Annotated in this window: 18 protein-coding genes and 2 pseudogenes; 13 read left to right on the forward strand and 7 right to left on the reverse strand. The window is 61.6% G+C overall.

The features are described 5' to 3' along the window. Window positions 1-318: 318 nt before the first annotated feature. The 5 genes and pseudogenes from MFF30_RS09385 to MFF30_RS09405 form a co-directional block, all read right to left on the reverse strand. Window positions 319-474 (reverse strand): annotated as a pseudogene (locus MFF30_RS09385) (LysR substrate-binding domain-containing protein); the annotation flags it as partial. Window positions 475-479: 5 nt separating this feature from the next. Then, window positions 480-686 (reverse strand): annotated as a pseudogene (locus tag MFF30_RS09390) (IS6 family transposase); the annotation flags it as partial. Between the two features lie 168 nt (window positions 687-854). Further along, window positions 855-1,175 carry a hypothetical protein gene (locus tag MFF30_RS09395; RefSeq protein WP_238279026.1) on the reverse strand — a complete coding sequence of 107 codons (321 nt, stop codon included), beginning with the start codon at window positions 1,173-1,175 and terminating at the stop codon, window positions 855-857. Beyond that, complete coding sequence (locus tag MFF30_RS09400) at window positions 1,172-2,503, reverse strand: MFS transporter (protein ID WP_238279028.1); 1,332 nt, start codon at window positions 2,501-2,503, stop codon at window positions 1,172-1,174. Before MFF30_RS09400 ends, MFF30_RS09395 begins: the two co-directional genes overlap by 4 nt. 11 nt (window positions 2,504-2,514) lie before the next feature. Beyond that, the gene (locus MFF30_RS09405) at window positions 2,515-2,781 is read right to left on the reverse strand and encodes a metal-sensing transcriptional repressor (protein ID WP_238279030.1); all 267 of its coding nucleotides are present in this window, start codon (window positions 2,779-2,781) and stop codon (window positions 2,515-2,517) included. A gap of 488 nt (window positions 2,782-3,269) precedes the next feature. Here MFF30_RS09405 and MFF30_RS09410 point away from each other — a divergent pair, with 488 nt between their 5' ends. From MFF30_RS09410 to MFF30_RS09430, 5 genes are all read left to right on the forward strand, one after another. Next, on the forward strand, window positions 3,270-4,019 hold the full coding sequence (locus MFF30_RS09410) for a response regulator transcription factor (RefSeq protein ID WP_238279032.1): 750 nt from the start codon (window positions 3,270-3,272) through the stop codon (window positions 4,017-4,019). Further along, window positions 4,016-5,344: an ATP-binding protein gene (locus MFF30_RS09415; RefSeq protein ID WP_238279034.1), complete on the forward strand. Its 1,329-nt coding sequence runs from the start codon at window positions 4,016-4,018 to the stop codon at window positions 5,342-5,344. The genes MFF30_RS09410 and MFF30_RS09415 overlap by 4 nt, the downstream gene beginning before the upstream one ends. Before the next feature lie 100 nt (window positions 5,345-5,444). Then, window positions 5,445-5,696, forward strand: a complete 252-nt coding sequence (locus tag MFF30_RS09420) for a hypothetical protein (RefSeq protein WP_238279036.1) — start codon at window positions 5,445-5,447, stop codon at window positions 5,694-5,696. A 368-nt stretch (window positions 5,697-6,064) separates the two neighbouring features. Further along, on the forward strand, window positions 6,065-6,793 hold the full coding sequence (locus tag MFF30_RS09425) for a HupE/UreJ family protein (RefSeq protein WP_238279038.1): 729 nt from the start codon (window positions 6,065-6,067) through the stop codon (window positions 6,791-6,793). Between the two features lie 26 nt (window positions 6,794-6,819). Continuing rightward, window positions 6,820-7,467: a transmembrane anchor protein gene (locus MFF30_RS09430; protein WP_238279040.1), complete on the forward strand. Its 648-nt coding sequence runs from the start codon at window positions 6,820-6,822 to the stop codon at window positions 7,465-7,467. 122 nt (window positions 7,468-7,589) lie between these two features. Here the strand turns inward: MFF30_RS09430 and MFF30_RS09435 are convergent, their stop codons facing one another. Further along, window positions 7,590-7,856 (reverse strand): metal-sensing transcriptional repressor, encoded by a 267-nt coding sequence (locus MFF30_RS09435; protein WP_238279042.1) that lies wholly within the window; start codon window positions 7,854-7,856, stop codon window positions 7,590-7,592. Between the two features lie 115 nt (window positions 7,857-7,971). Between MFF30_RS09435 and MFF30_RS09440 the strand changes: the two genes are divergently transcribed. From MFF30_RS09440 to MFF30_RS26170, 8 genes are all read left to right on the forward strand, one after another. Further along, entirely contained in the window at window positions 7,972-8,289 is a 318-nt protein-coding gene (locus MFF30_RS09440) for a hypothetical protein (protein ID WP_238279044.1), read from the forward strand. A 103-nt stretch (window positions 8,290-8,392) separates the two neighbouring features. Then, window positions 8,393-9,649 (forward strand): efflux RND transporter periplasmic adaptor subunit, encoded by a 1,257-nt coding sequence (locus tag MFF30_RS09445; RefSeq protein ID WP_238279046.1) that lies wholly within the window; start codon window positions 8,393-8,395, stop codon window positions 9,647-9,649. A gap of 3 nt (window positions 9,650-9,652) precedes the next feature. Next, window positions 9,653-12,883, forward strand: coding sequence for an efflux RND transporter permease subunit (locus MFF30_RS09450; RefSeq protein ID WP_238279048.1), 3,231 nt, complete (start codon window positions 9,653-9,655; stop codon window positions 12,881-12,883). Window positions 12,884-13,174: 291 nt separating this feature from the next. Beyond that, window positions 13,175-14,284, forward strand: coding sequence for an acyltransferase family protein (locus MFF30_RS09455; RefSeq protein WP_238279050.1), 1,110 nt, complete (start codon window positions 13,175-13,177; stop codon window positions 14,282-14,284). A 415-nt stretch (window positions 14,285-14,699) separates the two neighbouring features. Then, window positions 14,700-15,434: a GNAT family N-acetyltransferase gene (locus MFF30_RS09460; protein ID WP_238279052.1), complete on the forward strand. Its 735-nt coding sequence runs from the start codon at window positions 14,700-14,702 to the stop codon at window positions 15,432-15,434. Further along, window positions 15,431-16,543 (forward strand): GNAT family N-acetyltransferase, encoded by a 1,113-nt coding sequence (locus MFF30_RS09465; RefSeq protein ID WP_238279054.1) that lies wholly within the window; start codon window positions 15,431-15,433, stop codon window positions 16,541-16,543. The genes MFF30_RS09460 and MFF30_RS09465 overlap by 4 nt, the downstream gene beginning before the upstream one ends. Before the next feature lie 367 nt (window positions 16,544-16,910). Then, on the forward strand, window positions 16,911-17,570 hold the full coding sequence (locus MFF30_RS09470; RefSeq protein WP_238279056.1) for an N-acetyltransferase: 660 nt from the start codon (window positions 16,911-16,913) through the stop codon (window positions 17,568-17,570). Window positions 17,571-17,774: 204 nt separating this feature from the next. Further along, entirely contained in the window at window positions 17,775-18,452 is a 678-nt protein-coding gene (locus MFF30_RS26170; RefSeq protein WP_373320872.1) for a DUF1254 domain-containing protein, read from the forward strand. Here MFF30_RS26170 and MFF30_RS09475 read toward each other — a convergent pair. Then, window positions 18,365-19,341, reverse strand: a 977-nt coding sequence (locus tag MFF30_RS09475) for an efflux RND transporter permease subunit (protein WP_238279058.1), incomplete at its 5' end; no start/stop codon positions are given. The two genes, MFF30_RS26170 and MFF30_RS09475, sit on opposite strands and share 88 nt — an antisense overlap.

Here is a 19,341-nt window from a genome sequence, read left to right on the forward strand (position 1 = left end):
GCATGCCTTATTTACCATGCATGGCAGGAGACGCTGGAGGAGCGATGAGCAGAACCGAAATCGGTTAATCAGGTAATCGGTATATCTGTAATACTAGGGATCGGTGCATCTGTGACGGAAATCCTTACTTTTGCATTCGAAAATGCAGAGCTACGCTCGCTGGGGTCGGGACCCAACCCCGCCGCCTGGTTCGGCCTGGGTGCTTCTCATAAGCAGTCATTCGTCGGCGGTCTGGCAACTTCGGCTCGGCGTGGGAAGCGGAAGTTGGCTTGATGTCCGAAGGTGGACCTACGGCCGCCGTCGTTGCGGCCAAGCCGATCAGCCCCTGTGACGCAGCGCCTCGACGAGGGCCGCCAGTGCCGGCGGGGTCTGGCGGCGCCTCGGGTAGTACAGGTAGTAGCCCGGGAACGGCGGGCACCAGTCCTCCAGGACCCGGACCAGCCGCCCTGTAGCGATGTGTTCGGCGACTTGATCTCGAAGCTGTAGGCGAGCACCCAGTGGTTCAGGGTGCCGTGATCGACCTCCAGGCCACGCGCCAGGAGCAACTTCTCGATGTCGCGGTAGCTGAGCGGATAGCGCAGGTACCAGGAGATGGCCTGGACGATGAGCGACGCCTCGTAGTGCCGGCCCTTGAAGTCAGCCTTGGAGCGCTGCTTCAGCTTGGCGGCGATAGCGGACAGGATCATGGCCGGCTCCAAGGCGGAGGCGGCAAGCTGGTCAGGGATAGCTAACAATCCGTGAACGAAGGCGCATTCGCGTTTGCGACAGGCCCATCTACATCATCCGTTCCAATTTAAGAGCCAAGCCGAATTCGGGCTGTCGTCCCACTCCAACAGGCTCCGAAAGTTACGGAACTATCTGACGGCCATCGGAAAGCGGCGCTCTATCTCCGAACAGGCTCTCCCTTGTCCGCTTAGCGAGGCCATCTGGTCGAACTCGGCGGCTCCGGCGTACATCGAGTGCTCTCCGACACCGGGCGCGACCTCGCCGAAGCACTGCCGCGCAGCCTCGACGATCTCAGGGTTGTATTGCTCGAATGCGCATTGGCTTGCCCCCCGACGCAGGAGCCCGTGCATCCGGAGCAGTCCCTCGCAATCGCGGGCGACGGCCGGTTCGAGGAAGCCGGCCGAGAGTATCATTGCCATGGCAAGCCTTCGCTTTCCGACGTAGTTCACCCCGCCCTCGCCGGCCATTCGCGATGCAGGTCGTCGATGACGAAGGCGTGCTCGTGTCGACTGTGGCCGGTCCCTTGGACGTGCGGATGGGACGGATCGAGATTACCGTGGGCATGCGCGACGACGTCTGGATCGGAGGCGGGCCAGAGCAAGGCGGCCGCCGCGACGCCTGCAACGGTCAACGCGCCGAGGACCGCCAGGGTCATTGGCATCCCGACCGTGGCTCCGAGCCAGCCAGCCATCGGGTAGGTCACGAGCCACGAGGCGTGCGATAGCGCGAATTGTGCCGCGAACACCGCCGGTCGGTCCTCTGGGCTTGCCGAACGACGCAGGAGGCGTCCGGTCGGGGTTTGGGCGGCGGAGTAGCCGATCCCAAGGACAAGCCAAGTCGCGAGCAACACCGGCCAGCCGATGGCCCCACCCCAAGTGAGGACCGCGACACCTACAAGGACAACGCCGAGAAAGGCCGCGGACGGCAGCATCACGCCGCGGTCGGACAGGCGTTCGAGTACCCGCGGCAGGACCAGGGCCGCAATCATCGAGCCGCCCCCGAAGCATCCGAGGGCGATGGCCACGTCATTCTGAGAACGTCCAAGCAAGGCCTGGACGATCACCACGGTGTTGACGATGACCATAGCTCCGGCGGCGGCGACCGCGAGGTTCATGGCGAGCAAGCCGCGAAGGCGGGGGGTCGCGAGGTAGATCCGCAGGCCCCGCGTCGTACGGTCGTAGATCCCACCGGTGCGCTCGCTCCGCGTCGCTGCCGGCAAGGTCACGGAGACCACCAGGGCCGCCGAGCATAGGAAGCCCACGACGGTTCCGCCGAACAGCCAATTGTAGCTGATGACAGTCAGCAGCAGGGCCGCCAGGGTCGGGCTGAGCAGGTTCTCCAGATCGTAGGCGAGGCGTGAGAGAGACAGCGCCCTGGTGTAGTCGCGCTCGTCCGGCAGGATGTCCGGGATGGTCGCCTGGAAGGTCGGAGTGAACGCTGCCGATGCCGACTGCAGGATGAAGATCAGGACGTAGATCTGCCAGACTTGGTCGACGAACGGGAGCAGCAGGGCAATGGCAGCTCGTACGAGGTCCGTGGCCACCAGGAAGGCACGCCGCGGCAGTTGCCCGGTGAAGGCGCCGGCGACGGGCGCGACCGCGACGTAAGCGACCATCTTGATGGCCAGGGCGGTCCCGAGGACCGCGCCGGCCCGGTCTCCTGCCAGCTTGTAGGCGAGCAGGCCAAGAGCGACCGTGAGAAGGCCGGTTCCTACGAGGGCGATGACCTGAGCGGCGAAGAGATGCCGGTAGGTCCGGTTCGAGAGGACGCTGAGCATGGTGATGGGTCCTAAAGGTACTTCGCCATAGCCTTGAACTCGGAGAGGGCGTCCGACGCGTTCTTGATGCCGCTTTCCATTCCGTGCCCGAGGCAATGCTCCATGTGGTCCTGGATCAGGAGGCGCTTTGCGTTCGAGATCGCGCTCTCGACCGCTTGGAGCTGCTGGGCGAGGTCGACGCAGGGACGGCCCTCCTCGATCATGGTGATGACGCTGGCAAGGTGGCCATGGGCGCGCTTCAGGCGCTTGACGATGTCGAGGTGGGAGGCGTGGTACATGTTGACATGCTATCCCCCCGGATGGGATATGTGAAGTCAGATTTGGGGTTCGCTGGACTGTCTGATCCGAAAATGGTGGCATCCGAGTTTGGTAGGATCAGCCGACGACGACTTAAGGGCCCAGGCTGTTCACGAACGTGCCGAAGGCGTCCGGAGAATCCAGACGACGTTCGAGCTGCCCGGCGCCGAGGCCGGCCAGCTCGATGCCCGTGTGTCATAAGCTCCAACTTGCCTGCGCGTTTAGCCGTAGGCAGGAGCGGTTGCACGGCCCAAATCTGTGAGTCGGTCGATTGACGGCCTCCGCAGCAAGGCGGGTTCGGCTCATCCTGAGGCCTTTGTCGCCGGTTGCGACATGCCCCTGGTTCATCCGGTCTCAGCGCAAGCTGGATCAGTCGAGAACCTTCGCCGCGTCGGGTTCGACCGCTTTCGGTTCGGACAGACCGGCCAATTCGCAATCGACCCGCAACGGTCTTTAGCCTGAGGGGGCGATGGTTCCGCAAACCAGGGATATCCCGCTGCCTGTCGATACGGGCCACATCATCCTCGTCGAGGACGACGACGGCTTGCGCATGCTCGTAACGCGCCTCCTCAACGAAAGTGGCTACCGGGTCAGCGGGAGCAGGAACGCAGCGGAGTTCTGGCGTATCCTGCCCGCCGGGGGCGCGGACCTCATCCTCTTGGACATCATGTTGCCGGGCACCTCGGGCCTCGACCTGCTTCGAGCGGTACGCGCCCGGAGCACGGTCCCGGTCATCATGATCAGCGCACGCAACGAGGAGGCTGACCGGGTTCTTGGCCTGGAACTCGGTGCCGACGATTACATCGCCAAACCGTTCGGCCGGCCCGAGTTTCTCGCTCGGGTCCGCGCCGTGCTTCGGCGTGCCTCCATCGCCCCGTCATCGCCCTCCTCACCGAAGGCGGAGACGCTCGTCTTCTCCGGCTGGCGGCTCGACCTGCGCAGCCGATTACTCCTCGATCCCGGGGGTGCGAGCGTTGATCTGTCCGGCGCGGAGTACGACCTACTACTGGTTTTCCTGGAGCATCCAGGCCGAGTCCTCGCACGCGAAACCATCCTGGAGCTCTCCCGCGCCCGGCTCGGATCGCCAACGGACCGCAGCGTCGACAAGCTCGTCAGCCGCTTGAGGCTCAAGATCGACCCCTTCGAAGGCGCGTCCCCCATCATCAAAACCATTCGTGGGGCTGGCTACATGTTCGCCTCGAAGGTCGAGCGCGCATGAGCCGAATCGCCTCGTTGGCGCGTAGCCTCGAAGCGCGCACGGTTGCCGTTCTTCTCCTGGCCATCCTTGCTGTCCACGGTGGTGCCCTGCTGCTCTATCGTCAGTCGGTCGCCGCGGCGGACGACGCGTTCGCGGGGCATGTCGTCAACCAACTTACGCTTGCCCGCGAGGCAGTGTTACGGAGACCGCCGCCTGAGCGCGATGCGGAGGCAAAGGCCTTGTCGTCGTCGCATTTCCAGCTCCGCTGGTCCTCGATCTCACCCTTGCGGCAGGAAGAAGCCGTCGACCCCAGGCTTCGGTCGCTGCGGGCCCGGATGGTCGCCGTGGAGCCTAGCTTCGGGAACGAACTTGCCCTGGCGATAGGGAGCGACAACGAGGCCATTCATCAAGAGGAGGAGCTGGGCGGCGCACTGGCACTGCCCGACAGCAGCTTTCTTACCTTCCGCTTTGCCCATGCGCCGAGCCTCGCCCGACTCGGACCCTGGCCTTACCTCTCCACCGCGATGGCTATCCTGGTCGGCATCGCCTCCGTCTTCCTGATGCACAGGATCGCGGGTCCACTCCGTGATCTTACCCGCATCACGGGGAAGATCGGACACGGCGATGTCGTCGTGATCCGCGAGGCTGGCCCCGACGAGACCCGCGGGATCGCCCGGGCCCTCAACGCGATGCAGGCACGCATCCACCTGCTTCTGGCGGAACGTACGCAGGCGCTGGCTGCCGTCTCCCACGACCTTCGCACCCCCATCGCGCGACTTCGCCTACGCCTCGACGGCCTGACCGATGCCATGGAGAGCCGTGCGATGAGCTCTGACCTCGACGACATGCAGGCCATGATCGATTCGACGCTCGCCTACCTCCGCGGCAACGCCGATCCGGAGCCACGCCGAAACACGAACGTCGCAAGCATTCTTATGAGCATCGCCGACGCGGCCTCCGACGCCGGCCAGGACGTAGGTTACGTCGGTCCCCGGCGTGCGCTCGCGACGGTGCGCCCGGTCGCCCTTCGGCGTGCCCTGGATAATCTCGTCGATAACGCCGTGCGCTACGGATCCCGCGCACGGCTTTCGCTCCAGGCAGATGTTAGGAGGCTTCTCGTGGTCATCGAGGATGACGGGCCCGGCATTCCTCCGGACAAGTTCGCCCAGGCCTTCGAACCGTTCATGCGGCTGGAAACGTCGAGGAACCGCAATACCGGGGGCACCGGCCTCGGGCTGACGACCGCGCGCCGCATCATAGAGGAAGAGAAGGGCGAGATCATCCTGGTCAATCGGCCCGAAGGCGGCTTCCAGGTTCGGGTTTCGCTACTGACCATGGGGGGCTGACACACTTCGTCACGAACGCGGCGTCCGGGTGTCAAATAGGTTTGCTATCCCCCCTCTCGACGCGGCCCATTCGGTCGTCGCAAGCGTGGATATCGAACTCATGAAGCGTACCTTCGCCGCCTTTCTCGCCGCCTGTACACTGACCGCCCTCTCGGCTCCCGCCTTCGCTCGGGACGGCGGAGGTAACGCCTCCAACCCGGAACGGGCGGTCTCCAATACGGGAGGCGTCTCGGGCGGCCCCAACCATGACGCCCCGCGCGGGGCCGAGGCGGGAGTGGTCGATGCGGGCGGGAAGCCCAACACGACTAAGAAGGACCGGAATACCCACGGTCATTCCCACGACGATAAGTAGATCCAGGACATAAGCTCCCGGCGGCCGAGAAGGCACATCGATGCGGATGCTTCCCTTATTGGTCGTGTTCGACCTCTTGACCGTCGGGATCGGCTACGCCTTGGGAGCAACTCCCCGGCCAGATTCGAAAGTTCTGGTATAATGCGTGGGTAAATTTGACGTTATACCGCACTGCGCGATGTTGCAGATGCATCGCTCCTAAGCAATGCGACCCACGATCAAACCCTTCCAAAAATCAAATCTGTTCTCAGAGCCATTTATCCTTCAGAGTGTTGCTTTTGCCTGTCACTGCGCGGGAGGGCTACGCGCGGAACCATGATGGAGCCGCCCGGGAGCGGCCTTCCGCTTAAAATCGGGGATCCTCATTCATGGCACGACTTCCCACGGGGAATGGTGCATTCGTACCCTATGCTGGGGTACTACGCGCGCTCCTGATCCCGTTCGGCCTGCTTGTCTCAGGCGGCGTCGCCCTGGCTCACGGCGTGGCCGAAGGCGATAAAGGCTACATCCAGGAGATTTCCGGCGTCCACCTCGTCTCCTTCGTCTACCTCGGTGCCAAGCACATGGTCACCGGATATGATCATCTACTTTTCTTGGCAGGGGTTATCTTCTTTCTTTATCGAGTCAAGGACATCGGACTATACGTAAGCCTGTTCGCGCTCGGGCACTCCACGACCATGCTTTTAGGGGTGTACTATGAGATCGGCATCAATGCTTACCTGATCGATGCGATTATCGGCCTGTCGGTCGTCTACAAGGCCCTCGACAACCTCGGTGCATTTCAACGTTGGTTTGGCGTCCAGCCGAACACCAAAGCCGCGACCTTGATCTTCGGCCTTTTCCACGGGTTCGGCTTGGCGACGAAGATCCAGGATTACGATGTCGCCCGGGACGGGCTGGTGCCGAACCTGTTGGCGTTCAACGTCGGCGTCGAACTCGGCCAATTGCTCGCCCTCGGCGCGATCCTGATCGTGATGGGGTTTTGGCGACGCTCGGGCGGCTTCTTCCGCCACGCTTATGCAGCCAACGTCGCAATGATGGCTGCCGGATTTACGCTCGTGGGGATGCAACTCACCGGCTTCCTTGTCGTCAAGTAACCAGTCTTCAAAACGGGAGATGAAGCGTGTACAACAGCGATATGCCGTCACGGGCCGAGTTGCCGAGCTCCTACCAACTCTTGAGATCGACCGGCATAGCTGCCGCCACTGCCGCGGTGCTTCTCATCACCGTCGTCCTACCGGCGGAATACGCAATCGACCCGACGGGCATAGGTCGGATGCTCGGGCTCACCGAGATGGGCGAGATCAAGACCCAGGTCGCGGCCGAGGCCGAGGCGGACCGGCAACGGGATGCAGCACCGGCCAGCCAGCCGGCGGGTCCGTCCCCGCGCTCGGACCTTATGAACAGGGTCCTGGCACTCTTCGTGATCGGCGGGGCGCAGGCCCAGACGGCGGCGGTGCCGCAGGAGAAGTCGGTCACGCTGAAGCCCGGCGAGGGCTCCGAGATTAAGATGGCTATGAAGGCCGGCGCCAAGGCAAATTACAGCTGGAGCGCGTCCGGCAGCTCGGTGAACTACGACATGCACGGCACCGCGCCCGGCGGCAAGGAAAGCAGTTACAAACGCGGTCGCGACGCCACCGGCGATACGGGCGTACTGACCGCCGGCTACGAAGGTCACCACGGTTGGTTCTGGCGCAATCGTGGTCAGGCGCCTGTCACCGTGACCGTGAAGGTCACCGGCGACTTCGACGATCTGAAGATCATGAAGTAGCAAGTCGGTTGAGCAGGCCGGGGGCCCGGTGAGAAGGCAAGTGCCGACGAGGCCCCCGACCCGCGCGGCGAGCGGGTGCGCGGAGGTCCGGTTCGAAGAAGAGCCAGGCTTGGCGGCGAACTTTAGAGGTACTTCGCCATCGCCTTGAACTCGGAGAGGGCGTCCTTGGCGGACTTGCCCCCGTGTCCGACCCCGTCCGCCAGGCAATGCTCCATGTGGTCCTGGATCATGACACGCTTCGCGTTCGTGATCGCGCTCTCGACCGCATGAAGCTGCTGGGCGAGGTCCACGCACGGTCGCCCCTCCTCGATCATGGCGATGACGCCCGCGAGGTGGCCGTGGGCGCGCTTGAGGCGCTTAACGATATCGGGGTGAGAGGCGTGCTGCATGTTGACATCCTATCCCCCCGGGTGGGATACGTTAAGGTGAAATCGCGGTCCCGGGGCGGCTGCGTGAGGCGGAGGCGTTGCGTCGGGAGTGGGTCGGATCGGGCGGTTCCTGTCGGTGCTCGTTGCACTCGTGCTGATCGCGACCTCGGTGATGCCGTTGGTCGCGGAAGCGCGCGGTGGCAGCTTAGCGGCCTATACCCACCTCCTCCATGGGATCGGTCACGGCGAGCACGACGACGATCATGGTCCCGAGGGGTCCGGGTCGGCGGACCTCGTTCACCATACGCAATCCCACGTGCAGATCCTGGCGTTCGCCTACCCGACGAACATGCCGAAGTCGGTGAACGCCGCAGAAGTCCGGTTCCAGGCCGTCCATGACCGTGCCCAGGGCATTCGGCAGGGCAAGGCGCCGTTCGAGCCACCCAGGGGCTGAGCCAGGGTCGCCCGGCTAGGTCGGGGCTTTTCCTCTTACGCACCTGCGTTCCCCGGGGCTCGCCGAACGGCAGAGACCGGCAGCGAGGGCTTATGGCATAGATATGTTTAAACGTACCCTCCTCGTCCTGGGGGCCGTCGGCGGCGGCTTCCTGATCGCGACCGCTTGGCCGGGCGCGACAGACGCGCTTCGCACGCGCCTCGCCCAGGGCGGCTTCCCGACGTTCGGCCCCGCCGCGACCGCTAGTCCGGCACCGACGGCGGCAGCGGCCCCGAAGCCCGAGGAAGCGCCCCGGGACGAACCCGGCCTCGTCCGGCTGACCGACGATCAGGTCACCAAGGCCGGCATCCGCACGGATAGCGTCAAGGGCGGCCGGCTCGCCCGCCACCTCCACGTGCCGGGCACCATCGTCCCGAGCGCCAACAACACCGCCCGGATCGCGGTGAAGACCCAGGGCACGGTGGCTGAACTGCGAAAGGGCCTCGGCGACCGGGTCGCCAAGGGCGAGGTCGTCGCCCTGCTTGACAGCCGCGAGATCGCCGACACCAAGAGCGAGTACCTCGCCGCCCGCCTGTCCGCCGCCTTGCAGAAGACCCTGTACGAGCGTGATCAGTCGCTGTGGGACAAGCGCATCTCGTCCGAGCAGCAGTACCTGCGCTCCCAGGCGAGCTACGAGGAGCTCAAGGTCAAGGTCGACTCAGCCCGGCGAAAGCTCACCTTCCTCGGTTTAAACCCGGCCGAGATCGAGGCCCTGCCATCCCTACCGGCAGCCCAGTTCGAGCGGCAGGAGATCCGGTCCCCCATCGCCGGCAAGATCGTCGAGCGTAGAGTCGACCTCGGCGCCGCGGTCGGTCGCGACAACCTGGAGACGGAGCTCTACAGCGTCGTGAACCTCGCCCAGGTCTGGGTCGACCTCTCGGTCTCGCCGGGCGACCTGCCGCTGACGCGCGAGGGGCAGACGGTCACCGTGTGGACCCAGGCGACCGACGAACGGGCCAACGGCAAGATCGTGTTCATCGGCCCGGTTCTCGACCAGAACACCCGCGCCGCACGGGTCGTCGCCGAGCTGCCCAATCCCGAGGAGCGGTGGCGGCCCGGATCCTTCGTTACGGCCGAGATCGCCGTCTCGGACAAGCCGGTGCGCACCCTCGTCCCATCCGAGGCGATCCAGACGATCGGGGGCAAGCCGACTGTGTTCGTAAAGGTCGAAGGCGGCTTTGAGGCGAGACCGGTGGGAGTCGGGCGTTCCGACGACGGAAACGTCGAGGTGACCTCGGGGCTGGAGCCTGGCGACGAAGTCGTCGTTGCCAACAGCTTCACCCTGAAGGCCGAGCTCGGCAAGTCCGCGGCGGAGGACTAAGCCATGATCCGCCCGATCCTCGCCTTCTCCGTCACCAACCGCTACGCGGTCATCCTAGTGACGCTCATCGCCACCGCTATCGGCGCGTGGTCCCTGGCCCGGCTGCCCATCGACGCCGTGCCCGACGTCACCAACAACCAGGTCCAGATCAACGCCGTGGCGACCTCCCTGACGCCGGTGGAGATCGAGAAGCAGGTCACGGTGCTGATCGAGCGGGCGCTCGCCGGCACCCCGGGCCTGGAGACCATGCGCTCGTTCTCGCGCAACGGGTTTGCCCAGCTCACCGCGGTGTTCAGCGACAAGGTCGACGTCTACTTCGCCCGGTCCCAGGTGAACGAACGCCTGATCGAGGTGCGTGGGACGCTGCCGCCGGGGGTCGAGGTCAAGCTCGGGCCGATCTCAACCGGCCTCGGCGAGATCTACTGGTGGGCGGTCGAGTATCTCCCGCCGGGCGAAGGGGCTCCCGTCCGGGACGGCAAGCCTGGCTGGCAGACCGACGGCAGCTACCTGACGCCCGAGGGCGAACGCCTGACCGACGAGTTCCGCCGCACCGTCTACCTGCGCACGGTGCAGGACTGGATCATCCGGCCGCAGATGAAGAGCGTGCCCGGGGTCGCCGGCGCCGACGCTATCGGCGGCTACGTCAAGGAGTACCAGGTCCAGCCCGACCCGATGAGGCTCGTCGGCTACGGCCTGTCGTTCAAGGACGTGGCCGATGCCATCGAGGCGAACAACGCCACCCGCGGGGCAAATTACGTCGAGCGCAACGGCGAGGGCTACATCGTCCGGGCCGGCGGCCTGATCGGGAACATGGGCGAGATCGCCGAGATCGTGGTCGCCACCCGCGCCGGGGTGCCGATCCTAGTTCGCGACGTGGCGAACGTCACCATCGGGCGCGAGCTCCGGACCGGCTCGGCCAGCGAGAACGGGCAAGAGGTGGTGCTCGGCACCGCCCTGATGCTCATCGGCGGCAACAGCCGCACGGTGTCGGCCGCGGCGGACGCCAAGATCACCGAGATCAACAAGCTGCTCCCCCCGGGCATCATGGCCCGGACCATGCTGAGCCGGACCGAACTCGTCGACGCCACAGTCAGGACGGTGGCCAAGAACCTTGCCGAGGGAGCGTTCCTCGTCATCGTCGTGCTGTTTCTGGCGCTCGGCAACATCCGTGCAGCCATCATCACGGCGCTGGTCATCCCGGTCGCGATGATGTTGACGGCCAGCGGTATGCTCGCCGGCCGTATCAGCGCCAACCTGATGAGCCTGGGCGCGCTCGACTTCGGCCTCATCGTCGACGGCGCGGTCATCATCGCCGAGAACAGCCTGCGCCACCTCGCCGAGCGTCAGCACGAACTCGGACGCAAGCTGTCATTAGACGAGCGGTTGGTTACGGTCCGGGTCTCAGCCGAGGAGATGATCAAGCCGTCCGTGTACGGACAGGCCATCATCATCCTGGTCTACGTGCCCCTCCTCACCTTTACCGGGGTCGAGGGCAAGACGTTCACACCGATGGCCTTAACCGTGCTGATCGCCCTTGTGGCCGCCTTCGTGCTGTCGCTGACCTTCGTGCCGGCGATGATCGCGACCTTCGTCACCGGTCGCGTGAGCGAGTCCGAGAACGCTCTCATCCGAGGGATCAAGGCGGCCTACCGTCCGCTCCTAAACGGCGCGATCCGGGCGCCCATGGCCTTCGTCGCAGGCGCGGTCGTCCTGCTCGGCCTTGCGGGCGCACTGTTCACGACGCTGGGGCAGGAGTTCGCCCCGACCCTCGACGAGAAGAACATCGTCATGGAGGCCCGGCGCATCCCGTCGACCTCGATCACGCAATCCCAGTCCATGCAGCTCGGCGTCGAGCAGGCAATGAGCAAGTTCCCGCAGATCGCCTTCGTGTTCTCGCGATGCGGCACCCCGGACATCGCCGCCGACCCGATGCCGCCCAACGCCTGCGATGCCTACCTCATCATGAAGCCCCAGGCGGCGTGGCCCGACCCGAACCTCACCAAGGAAGCCCTGATCGGCGAGCTTGAGGCGGAGGCAAAGCTGATCCCCGGCACCCTGCTCGGGTTCTCCCAGCCGATCCAGATGCGCTTCAATGAGCTCATCGCCGGCGTCCGCGATGACCTGGCGGTGAAGGTATTCGGGGAAGAGTTCGGCCCAATGGTGGATGGCGCCAATAAGATCGCCGGGATCCTGCGGGGCCTTGACGGAGCCGCCGACGTGAAGGTCGAGGAGGCGGTCGGCCTACCGTTCTTGGATATCAAGATCGATCGGCGTGAGATCGCCCGACGGGGGCTCAGCCTCGCCGACGTGCAGGACGTCATCGGCACGGCCATCGGCGGCAAGGACGCCGGCCTGGTGTTCGAGGGAGACCGCCGCTTCAAGATCGTCGTACGCCTGTCCGACGCGATCCGCGGCGACGTCGAGGCGCTGAAGAACCTGCCGGTGCCGCTGCCGGCCAAGACCGGGATGGCGGAGGGCGCGAGCGTGCCGCTGCGCCAGATCGCCTCGTTCGGCTTTACGGAGGGTCCGAACCAGGTCAGCCGCGAGGATGGGCGCCGTCGGGTCGTGGTGACCGCCAACGTGCGCGGGCGCGACATCGGCTCGCTCGTGGCCGAGGCGCAGGAGCGCATTGCGAAGGAGGTAACGCTGCCGGCGGGCTACGAGGTTCGCTGGGGCGGGCAGTTCGAGAACCTGACGGCAGCCCGCCAGCGCCTGATGATCGTGGTGCCAGCCTGCTTCGCCCTGATTTTCATCCTGCTCCTCGGAGCGCTCGGAACGGCCCGCGACGCTGCCATCGTGTTCAGCGCTGTTCCGCTGGCGCTCACCGGCGGTGTCGCGGCCCTGTGGCTGCGGGGAATGCCGTTTTCGGTGTCGGCGGCGGTCGGGTTCATCGCCCTGTCCGGGGTCGCGGTGCTCAACGGACTCGTGCTCCTCAACCACATCAAGCAACTGGTCGCCGAGGGGGCTGACGTGCTGACCGCCGTACGCGAAGGAGCGATGACCCGGCTCCGGCCGGTGGTGATGACCGCCTTGGTCGCGGCATTGGGCTTCGTGCCGATGGCGTTGGCGACGGGTACAGGAGCCGAGGTGCAGAAGCCGCTGGCGACTGTAGTCATCGGAGGCTTAGTCAGCGCGACCCTGCTCACCCTAGCGATCTTGCCTGCGCTCTATGCGCGGTTCGGAAGATCGCGAATGGTTAAAATTTCGAGTGAAGTACCTCAGCCCGCCGTGTGAGCGATCTCAGATCATCTGCTGCCTTCACGATGCATTGTTGCACGCAGATGGCGACGGCGATCATCGTACTGGCCGCTGAGCTTCTAGAGCGAGTTCGAATCTGATTTTCCGATCCACGCATTGACGAATGATCAGTCTTGAATGTGACTAGACTATCATTATTCATTGATCGACATATACACAGGTAATTAATGCATTAAAAAATTTAGTCAAAATTACATTAAATATCAATTCTAAATACAAAAGTAAAAATTTTATTTTTTACTTGCAATCTAAGGATTCTGGGAATTGTTGACCGCAAAGGTTGCTGAAGAATTTCCGGGAAACGACCGTCATATCTACGGGCTCGACCTGCTGCGTATCTGCGCGGCTGGTATGGTGGCGCTTCTGCATCTCACCTACCAGTACCCTCCTCTTACCTTTATCCCACCTGTAGGTTGGGTTGGCGTAGAGATTTTTTTTGTCCTCTCAGGTTTTGTCATTGCCGCGTCGCTGACCAACTCATCGCCGCGACGCTTCATCAAGAACAGGCTGCTGCGGCTCTATCCGACAGCGTGGGGCTGCACGATCATCGGGTCCGCGGCCGTACTGATCTTCGGCGGCACGCACACAGTGGTAGGTGACCTCGCGACGCTAGATCCGCGATCCTTCATCGTCTCCCTGGCGCTTTTCGGTGGACGGTTTTTCTCGTCAGCCTATTGGACGCTTGAAATCGAACTCGCCTTCTATGCATTCTGCCTCCTCTACTTCATTGTATGCCCGCAACGGGATGTGTCGCGGCTTGCCAAGATCCTGATCATCTGGGCCACCCCATATATTATCCTGCTGACCCTCTCGAACCTCGACGTATTTGAGGCAAACTGGCTCGACTTCGGCTACGGCTTTCGTAACGCGTCGCTGCTGAGGCATGGCCCTCTGTTCGCTCTTGGCATGCTACTCTGGCAACTGACCAAGGGGGACAAGCCAAGGTCAGCAAATCTAAAATGGATGGGAGCTGCCATATTACTCTCATGCGCAGAAATACTTTGCCGGTCGATTGAATTTGTTCAAAACATTGTCGTTGGAAAATCGCCAGTTAGTGTTGGTGCGATTTCACTGGGTCTCTGGGGTAGTGCTTGTATTGCAATCATAATCTCAATTAGATGTAATACTGCCTTTCCACGCCACATACGCTTGCGTTCTGTCACGCGGACGCTGGGCTTGATGACCTATCCTTTCTACCTCATCCACCAATCCGTCAGCGGCAGTGTGATGGGGTATCTGATCATCGATGGCATGTCGGATACTACAGCTCTAGCGATCAGCCTGGTTGCTTCACTAGTGCTGAGTTGGGCAATCCTCGTACTCTGGGACCCCGCAATCCGTAACGCGATCACGTGGATCGAGACACGAGCTTCCTGAGCAATTAAGCGGTTCTCTAGAATTTGTTGAAGTAGGAGGATACATCATGATGCCAACTAAGACTATAGTTCAATTTTAATCGTGATAAGATCGAGCGTATTCCAATCGAAGACAATTTCAAATGATATTCCACTAAGTATCCTATTTGAGGCAGACAGTCAGATGTCGATCCGCGTTAGTGCTAAATACCATATGAAATATAGTTAACCGTAAACCTCGTTTTATACATATTCGAAAGCTACGTAGTATATGCATGAGTAACACGGTTTTGCAGAGTTGCCTTTAGCACATGAGACCAAATTGATGATAGATTATACCATCTACTTGACGAACTGAAGCCGATCACACGTTGATCGCTTCTGGACGGCGTTACTAGATCGCAACATTGCGAGAGCACGACGTTGGAGGCTGCAGAATGAGCGTTGTACCAGGCCTTAAAACTGCCTTGGACCTTACGATCCGCGGCCAGTTCTCCGAACTCCTGCCTCGCATCACCCGACACCTACGTCAGGGTTTCTATCGCGAGCATCTCTCGTTCGGACTGCGACGCGACATCTTTATCCCCTTCCTGACTCCGAGAGCGAAGCTGTCGATCAGTGTGCGCGAAATCAAAGACAGCGACATCCCGCTTCTCTTCCCAGCCGCGGAGTTGACATCTGACGGGCGCGAGCCAGACGAGGTTCGCTGGCGCAAACAGGTCATCGCAACCAAGCTGCCGAGCTGTTTTGTTGCCGTCGATGAGGGCACGGGACAGCCGTGCTACATGCAGTGGCTGACCGGCGCCGCCTACAACTCTCAGATCCAGACTCTCGGGTCGTTTCCCCTCCTGCAATCCGATGAAGCGTTACTTGAGAACGCCTACACGCCTTCGCAGTACCGTGGACTTGGCATAATGTCAGCCGCGATGGCCCTGATTGCAGAGCGCGCTCGCGATCTTGGTGCGCGCTACGTCATCACCTTTGTCGACCAGCACAACATCGCCTCGCTGAAGGGCTGTCAGCGCTCCGGTTTCTCGGCGCACCTGATCCGGCGCCAGCGCGAGTACGTTTTCGGGCTCTTCCGGACACTTCAGTTCGAAGCGTTGCCGAACGGCTTTCTGATGCCTCACGAGAAGAGCACCGGGGTTCAACCGCTGGATAACAGGACATGAGCGCCTCCGTTGGTAAAGGCGGAGCAGCCTTGTACGACGGGCAAGGCACGCCCGCGGATCTGTCAAACGTCTCAGACCGGCGAACTTTAAGCTACGCCGACTACGTCGCTGACGACGGATCGCTGCGCATCCGAACGGCCGATGCCGCGACCTATACCGACGCCGTTCCAGGCGGGCTCTACACGCATCCTGTCTGGCTCCGGACCTATGGCATGCGCGATCTCGTAATTGTCGAAGGCAGCCGGCCCGATCGCGCCGCCCCCCATCTGGTCTTCGCGCGTGCGGGTGGCGGCCTTGTCCATCAGGGACGGCTGTTCAGGCTTGATGCGGTGCTGATCTCCGTGCTGAGCCGTCACTTCCTGCAGCAGGCAGGCATGCACTTCTGCGTGTTCGAGGACGTGGAGGTGATCGGCCAGCTTCCCCCGGGATTGAGCCACTTCAGTTTCCACTACCAGAACAATTGGCGGCTGCCGCTGCGCGACGCGGCCGTGAGGATGTCGAAGCAACTGGTTAGCAACACCAAGCGCAAGGCCCGTGGCCTCGTCCGCGAGAACCCAGGGATCTCAGTTCGCTTTGAGGCGTCGCCGAGTCGACCCGTGCTGGACACGATCGCAGCCTTCGGACGCATCCGGATTGAGGGCCAAGGGCGAGTGTATGGCATCGACGCCTTAGAGGTCGAACGTCTCGCCATGGTGGCGGGCGAGGTCGGATATGCGACGATCATTCGCAAAGAGAACGCGATCCTCGCGGCAGATTTCATCTGCATCGCCGGTCAGCAGGCCTACTTCCTCACCCACGGCTATGATCCCGGCTATTCCAGAAGCAGCCTCGGTATGATCAGCCTGATCAATTCTATCGAGGCCTGCGCGGCGAGAGGGCTGACTGATTTCAACTTGATGTGGGGTGACCTGCCCTACAAGCAGCAACTTGGGGCAGAGCGGGTGCCGCTGCAAACCATCGTGATCCGTCGCTCGCTCTGGACACTCCTCTATCCCAATCATCTTGTGACGGTGTCTCGCTTCGCCTGGGCCGACTTAAAGCGCAGGATAAAGCAGGCTGTGAGGTACGTGCGATCTAGGAGTAGACACGCTTATTCTAATCCATCCTAATCTTACCATGATTACTCTTAGTATATATTTATCAAATTAGATTTAAAAACTTCATTTTTAAAATTCTATCTTTTAGATCGATTTTTGGATGTAGGCCTGCACGGCTATGCTGACGCCTTGTGGTTGGGGTCCACATGCAGATCTGGATTATAGTTTGAGCGTCCTTTTGGAATCATTGCCATCCCAACGGCTCAACCCGGCCTCCGCATCTTATCGGGCAGAATCTTAGTGTCTTAAATATAACACCAATAAAACTGATAGAGTACACGAACTTACCTTATTGTAAATAATAACTTAGCTAACAACACACTTCAAATAAAAGTGAACTCGCATTTTTATTATAATGCTATTTGGAGAAAATCAAGCAATGAACTATCCAACTTACAGCCATCGTTCAGTATACAACGATATTGATTTGCACGGTCTTAAATTTAGAATCAAGAAAGGTCCGTATCTATCTAGAACATCAATTGGTATGCGCCGAAAACTTTCAGATAATTTTGCTCCGCCTTCTTGTCCTATTCCTCTCGTACTGAGAGATTTTCAGCACGACGATCTACAATCGCTGTTCCATTTCAACGAGAACACTTTCCTTGAGCAGGAAAAGATTAATATTCTTTGGAGGCTTGAAATGGTCTCGAAGGGAAGTCTTATTAGCCGTTGCTTTGTTGCTGCTGACGAACATTCCGGCTATCCTTACCATATTCAATGGCTCACGGAGCCAGGCAGCAGCGACCAAATCCGTCAAGCGCTCGCCCTACCGGCACTCGGTTTTGGCGAGGCACTACTCGAAAACGCATACACGCCTCCTCGACATCGCGGTCTCGGCATTATGCCAGCAGCCATCGAGTTGATTGCACAGCATAACGCTAATGTTGACAGGCAGTTTCTTATTATGTTTATAGATACCAAGGATTATTCTTCCTTAAGCGCCGTAAAAAAATCTGGCCTATTGCCTTACACAGTACGAACTTGGGAACAGTATGTATTTGGGCTATTTCAGCGTATACGTTTTAAGAGCATATAAATCGATGAGAATTTTGTAACTAAACCGCCAAAGCATTTACCCCCCTTACACAGGTTGAGTTTCGCGAATTTCCTTGTAGGATGGGCAAAAGCGATCTTGAGCGGCTGAGTTTCGAAGAGTTGATCTGCCATCAGGGGCGCAGAGGACACGCCAATAGCCCAGTTCGGGAACCTCCGCGCGTACCCGGACGCAAAATTCCGGGCTATCACGGTCCACGACGCCGACATGCTCTACACGTCTGCCTTCATCGACGTTGGGGCAGAGCTCTACTCTTATTCCATTCCCGAGGAGGACGGTTGCTACTTCCTCACGCAGATGCTCAGCGCCTGGACGAACGTGTTCGCGGCGCCTGCAAACGCACCACGGGGACGGGTCGGCAGACCTATCTCATCGCCCGACTCGGCTGAACCAGGAACGTTTCGCCGGGTGCCAAGCGGATCCAGGCGCCAACGAGCCCGATTGGAGTTCTTGGGCGGAGCAACTGCACGGGCACGTCCAGGGACTACGAGGCCCACGGCGTTCCTTCCAGAGGCGTCTTTTCAAATTCGCCTGGACCGAATCTACCTACGGCCTCAGGCCGATGTGGCAGAGGCAGTACAGGAGGTAACCGCTGGTCAGAATGCCGATAAGGGCCAGTCCGAACGCGCGTCTGGCAGCCCTCAAGATATGGGGCCTGACTTGACGTCGGCGGCGCATGGCCCCGCCGCCCCATTTCGGGGTGGCCCGAGCGACTTTTTTGCTCATGGAGGCACGCCTTCGGGCATGCTGGTGGAACGGATCATGGCTTGCCTTGGCTACTCCACGGCCATTGAAGTGAACTGCGAACCTGCCTGTGTGCCCGGGACCGTCTTCACGGCCACGGCGGCTGCGAAGCGCCCATAGAGCGCCGGCAGGACAACAAGGGTCAGCAGGGTCGCCGAGATGAGGCCGCCAATCACGACCGTCGCCAGGGGGCGCTGGATCTCTGCCCCGGTCGCCGTCGCCAAGGCCATCGGCACGAAACCCAGCGACGCGACCAGCGCCGTCATCGCAACCGGCCGGAGCCGGGTCATCGCACCTTCGATGATCGCCTCGCTCTGGGGACGTCCCTCCGCGATTAGCTGCTTGATGTAGGTCAGCATCACGAGGCCGTTGAGGACCGCCACTCCCGACAAGGCGATGAACCCAACTGCCGCCGGAACCGAGAACGGCATCCCCCGCAGCCACAGGGCCGCGACACCTCCGGTAAGAGCCAACGGCACCGCGCTGAAAACCAGTAGTGCGTCCTTGGCCGAGTTCAGGGCAGAGAACAGCAGTAGGAAGATCAGAAAAAAGCACACAGGGACGACGACCATCAGGCGTTGTCGGGCAGAGGCGAGGTTCTCGAACTGGCCGCCCCAGGTCACGTAGTAGCCGGCCGGAAGCCGGACGCCTGATGCGACCTTGCCCTGTGCCTCGGCCACGAGCGAACCAATGTCGCGGCCGCGCACGTTGGCGGTGACTACGACCCGCCGACGCCCATTCTCGCGCGAGATCTGGTTCGGTCCCTCGGTGACAGAGAAACCCGCGACCTGCTTCAGCAACACGGAGGAGGCCCGCCCGTTGACGCCCGAGGGAAGCGGCACCGGGATGTTCTCCAGGGCCTCGCGGTCCTCACGCACCTTGTCGTTCAGCCGAACGACGATGGGGAAGCGCCGGTCGCCCTCGAACACCATGCCCGCCTCGCGGCCGCCGATGGCTGAGCCGATGACGTCCTGGATCGCTGACGTGCTCAGGCCGAGGCGCGCGGCCT

Source organism: Methylobacterium goesingense (assembly GCF_022179225.1).
In the GTDB taxonomy this organism is placed as follows: Bacteria; Pseudomonadota; Alphaproteobacteria; order Rhizobiales; family Beijerinckiaceae; genus Methylobacterium; species Methylobacterium goesingense.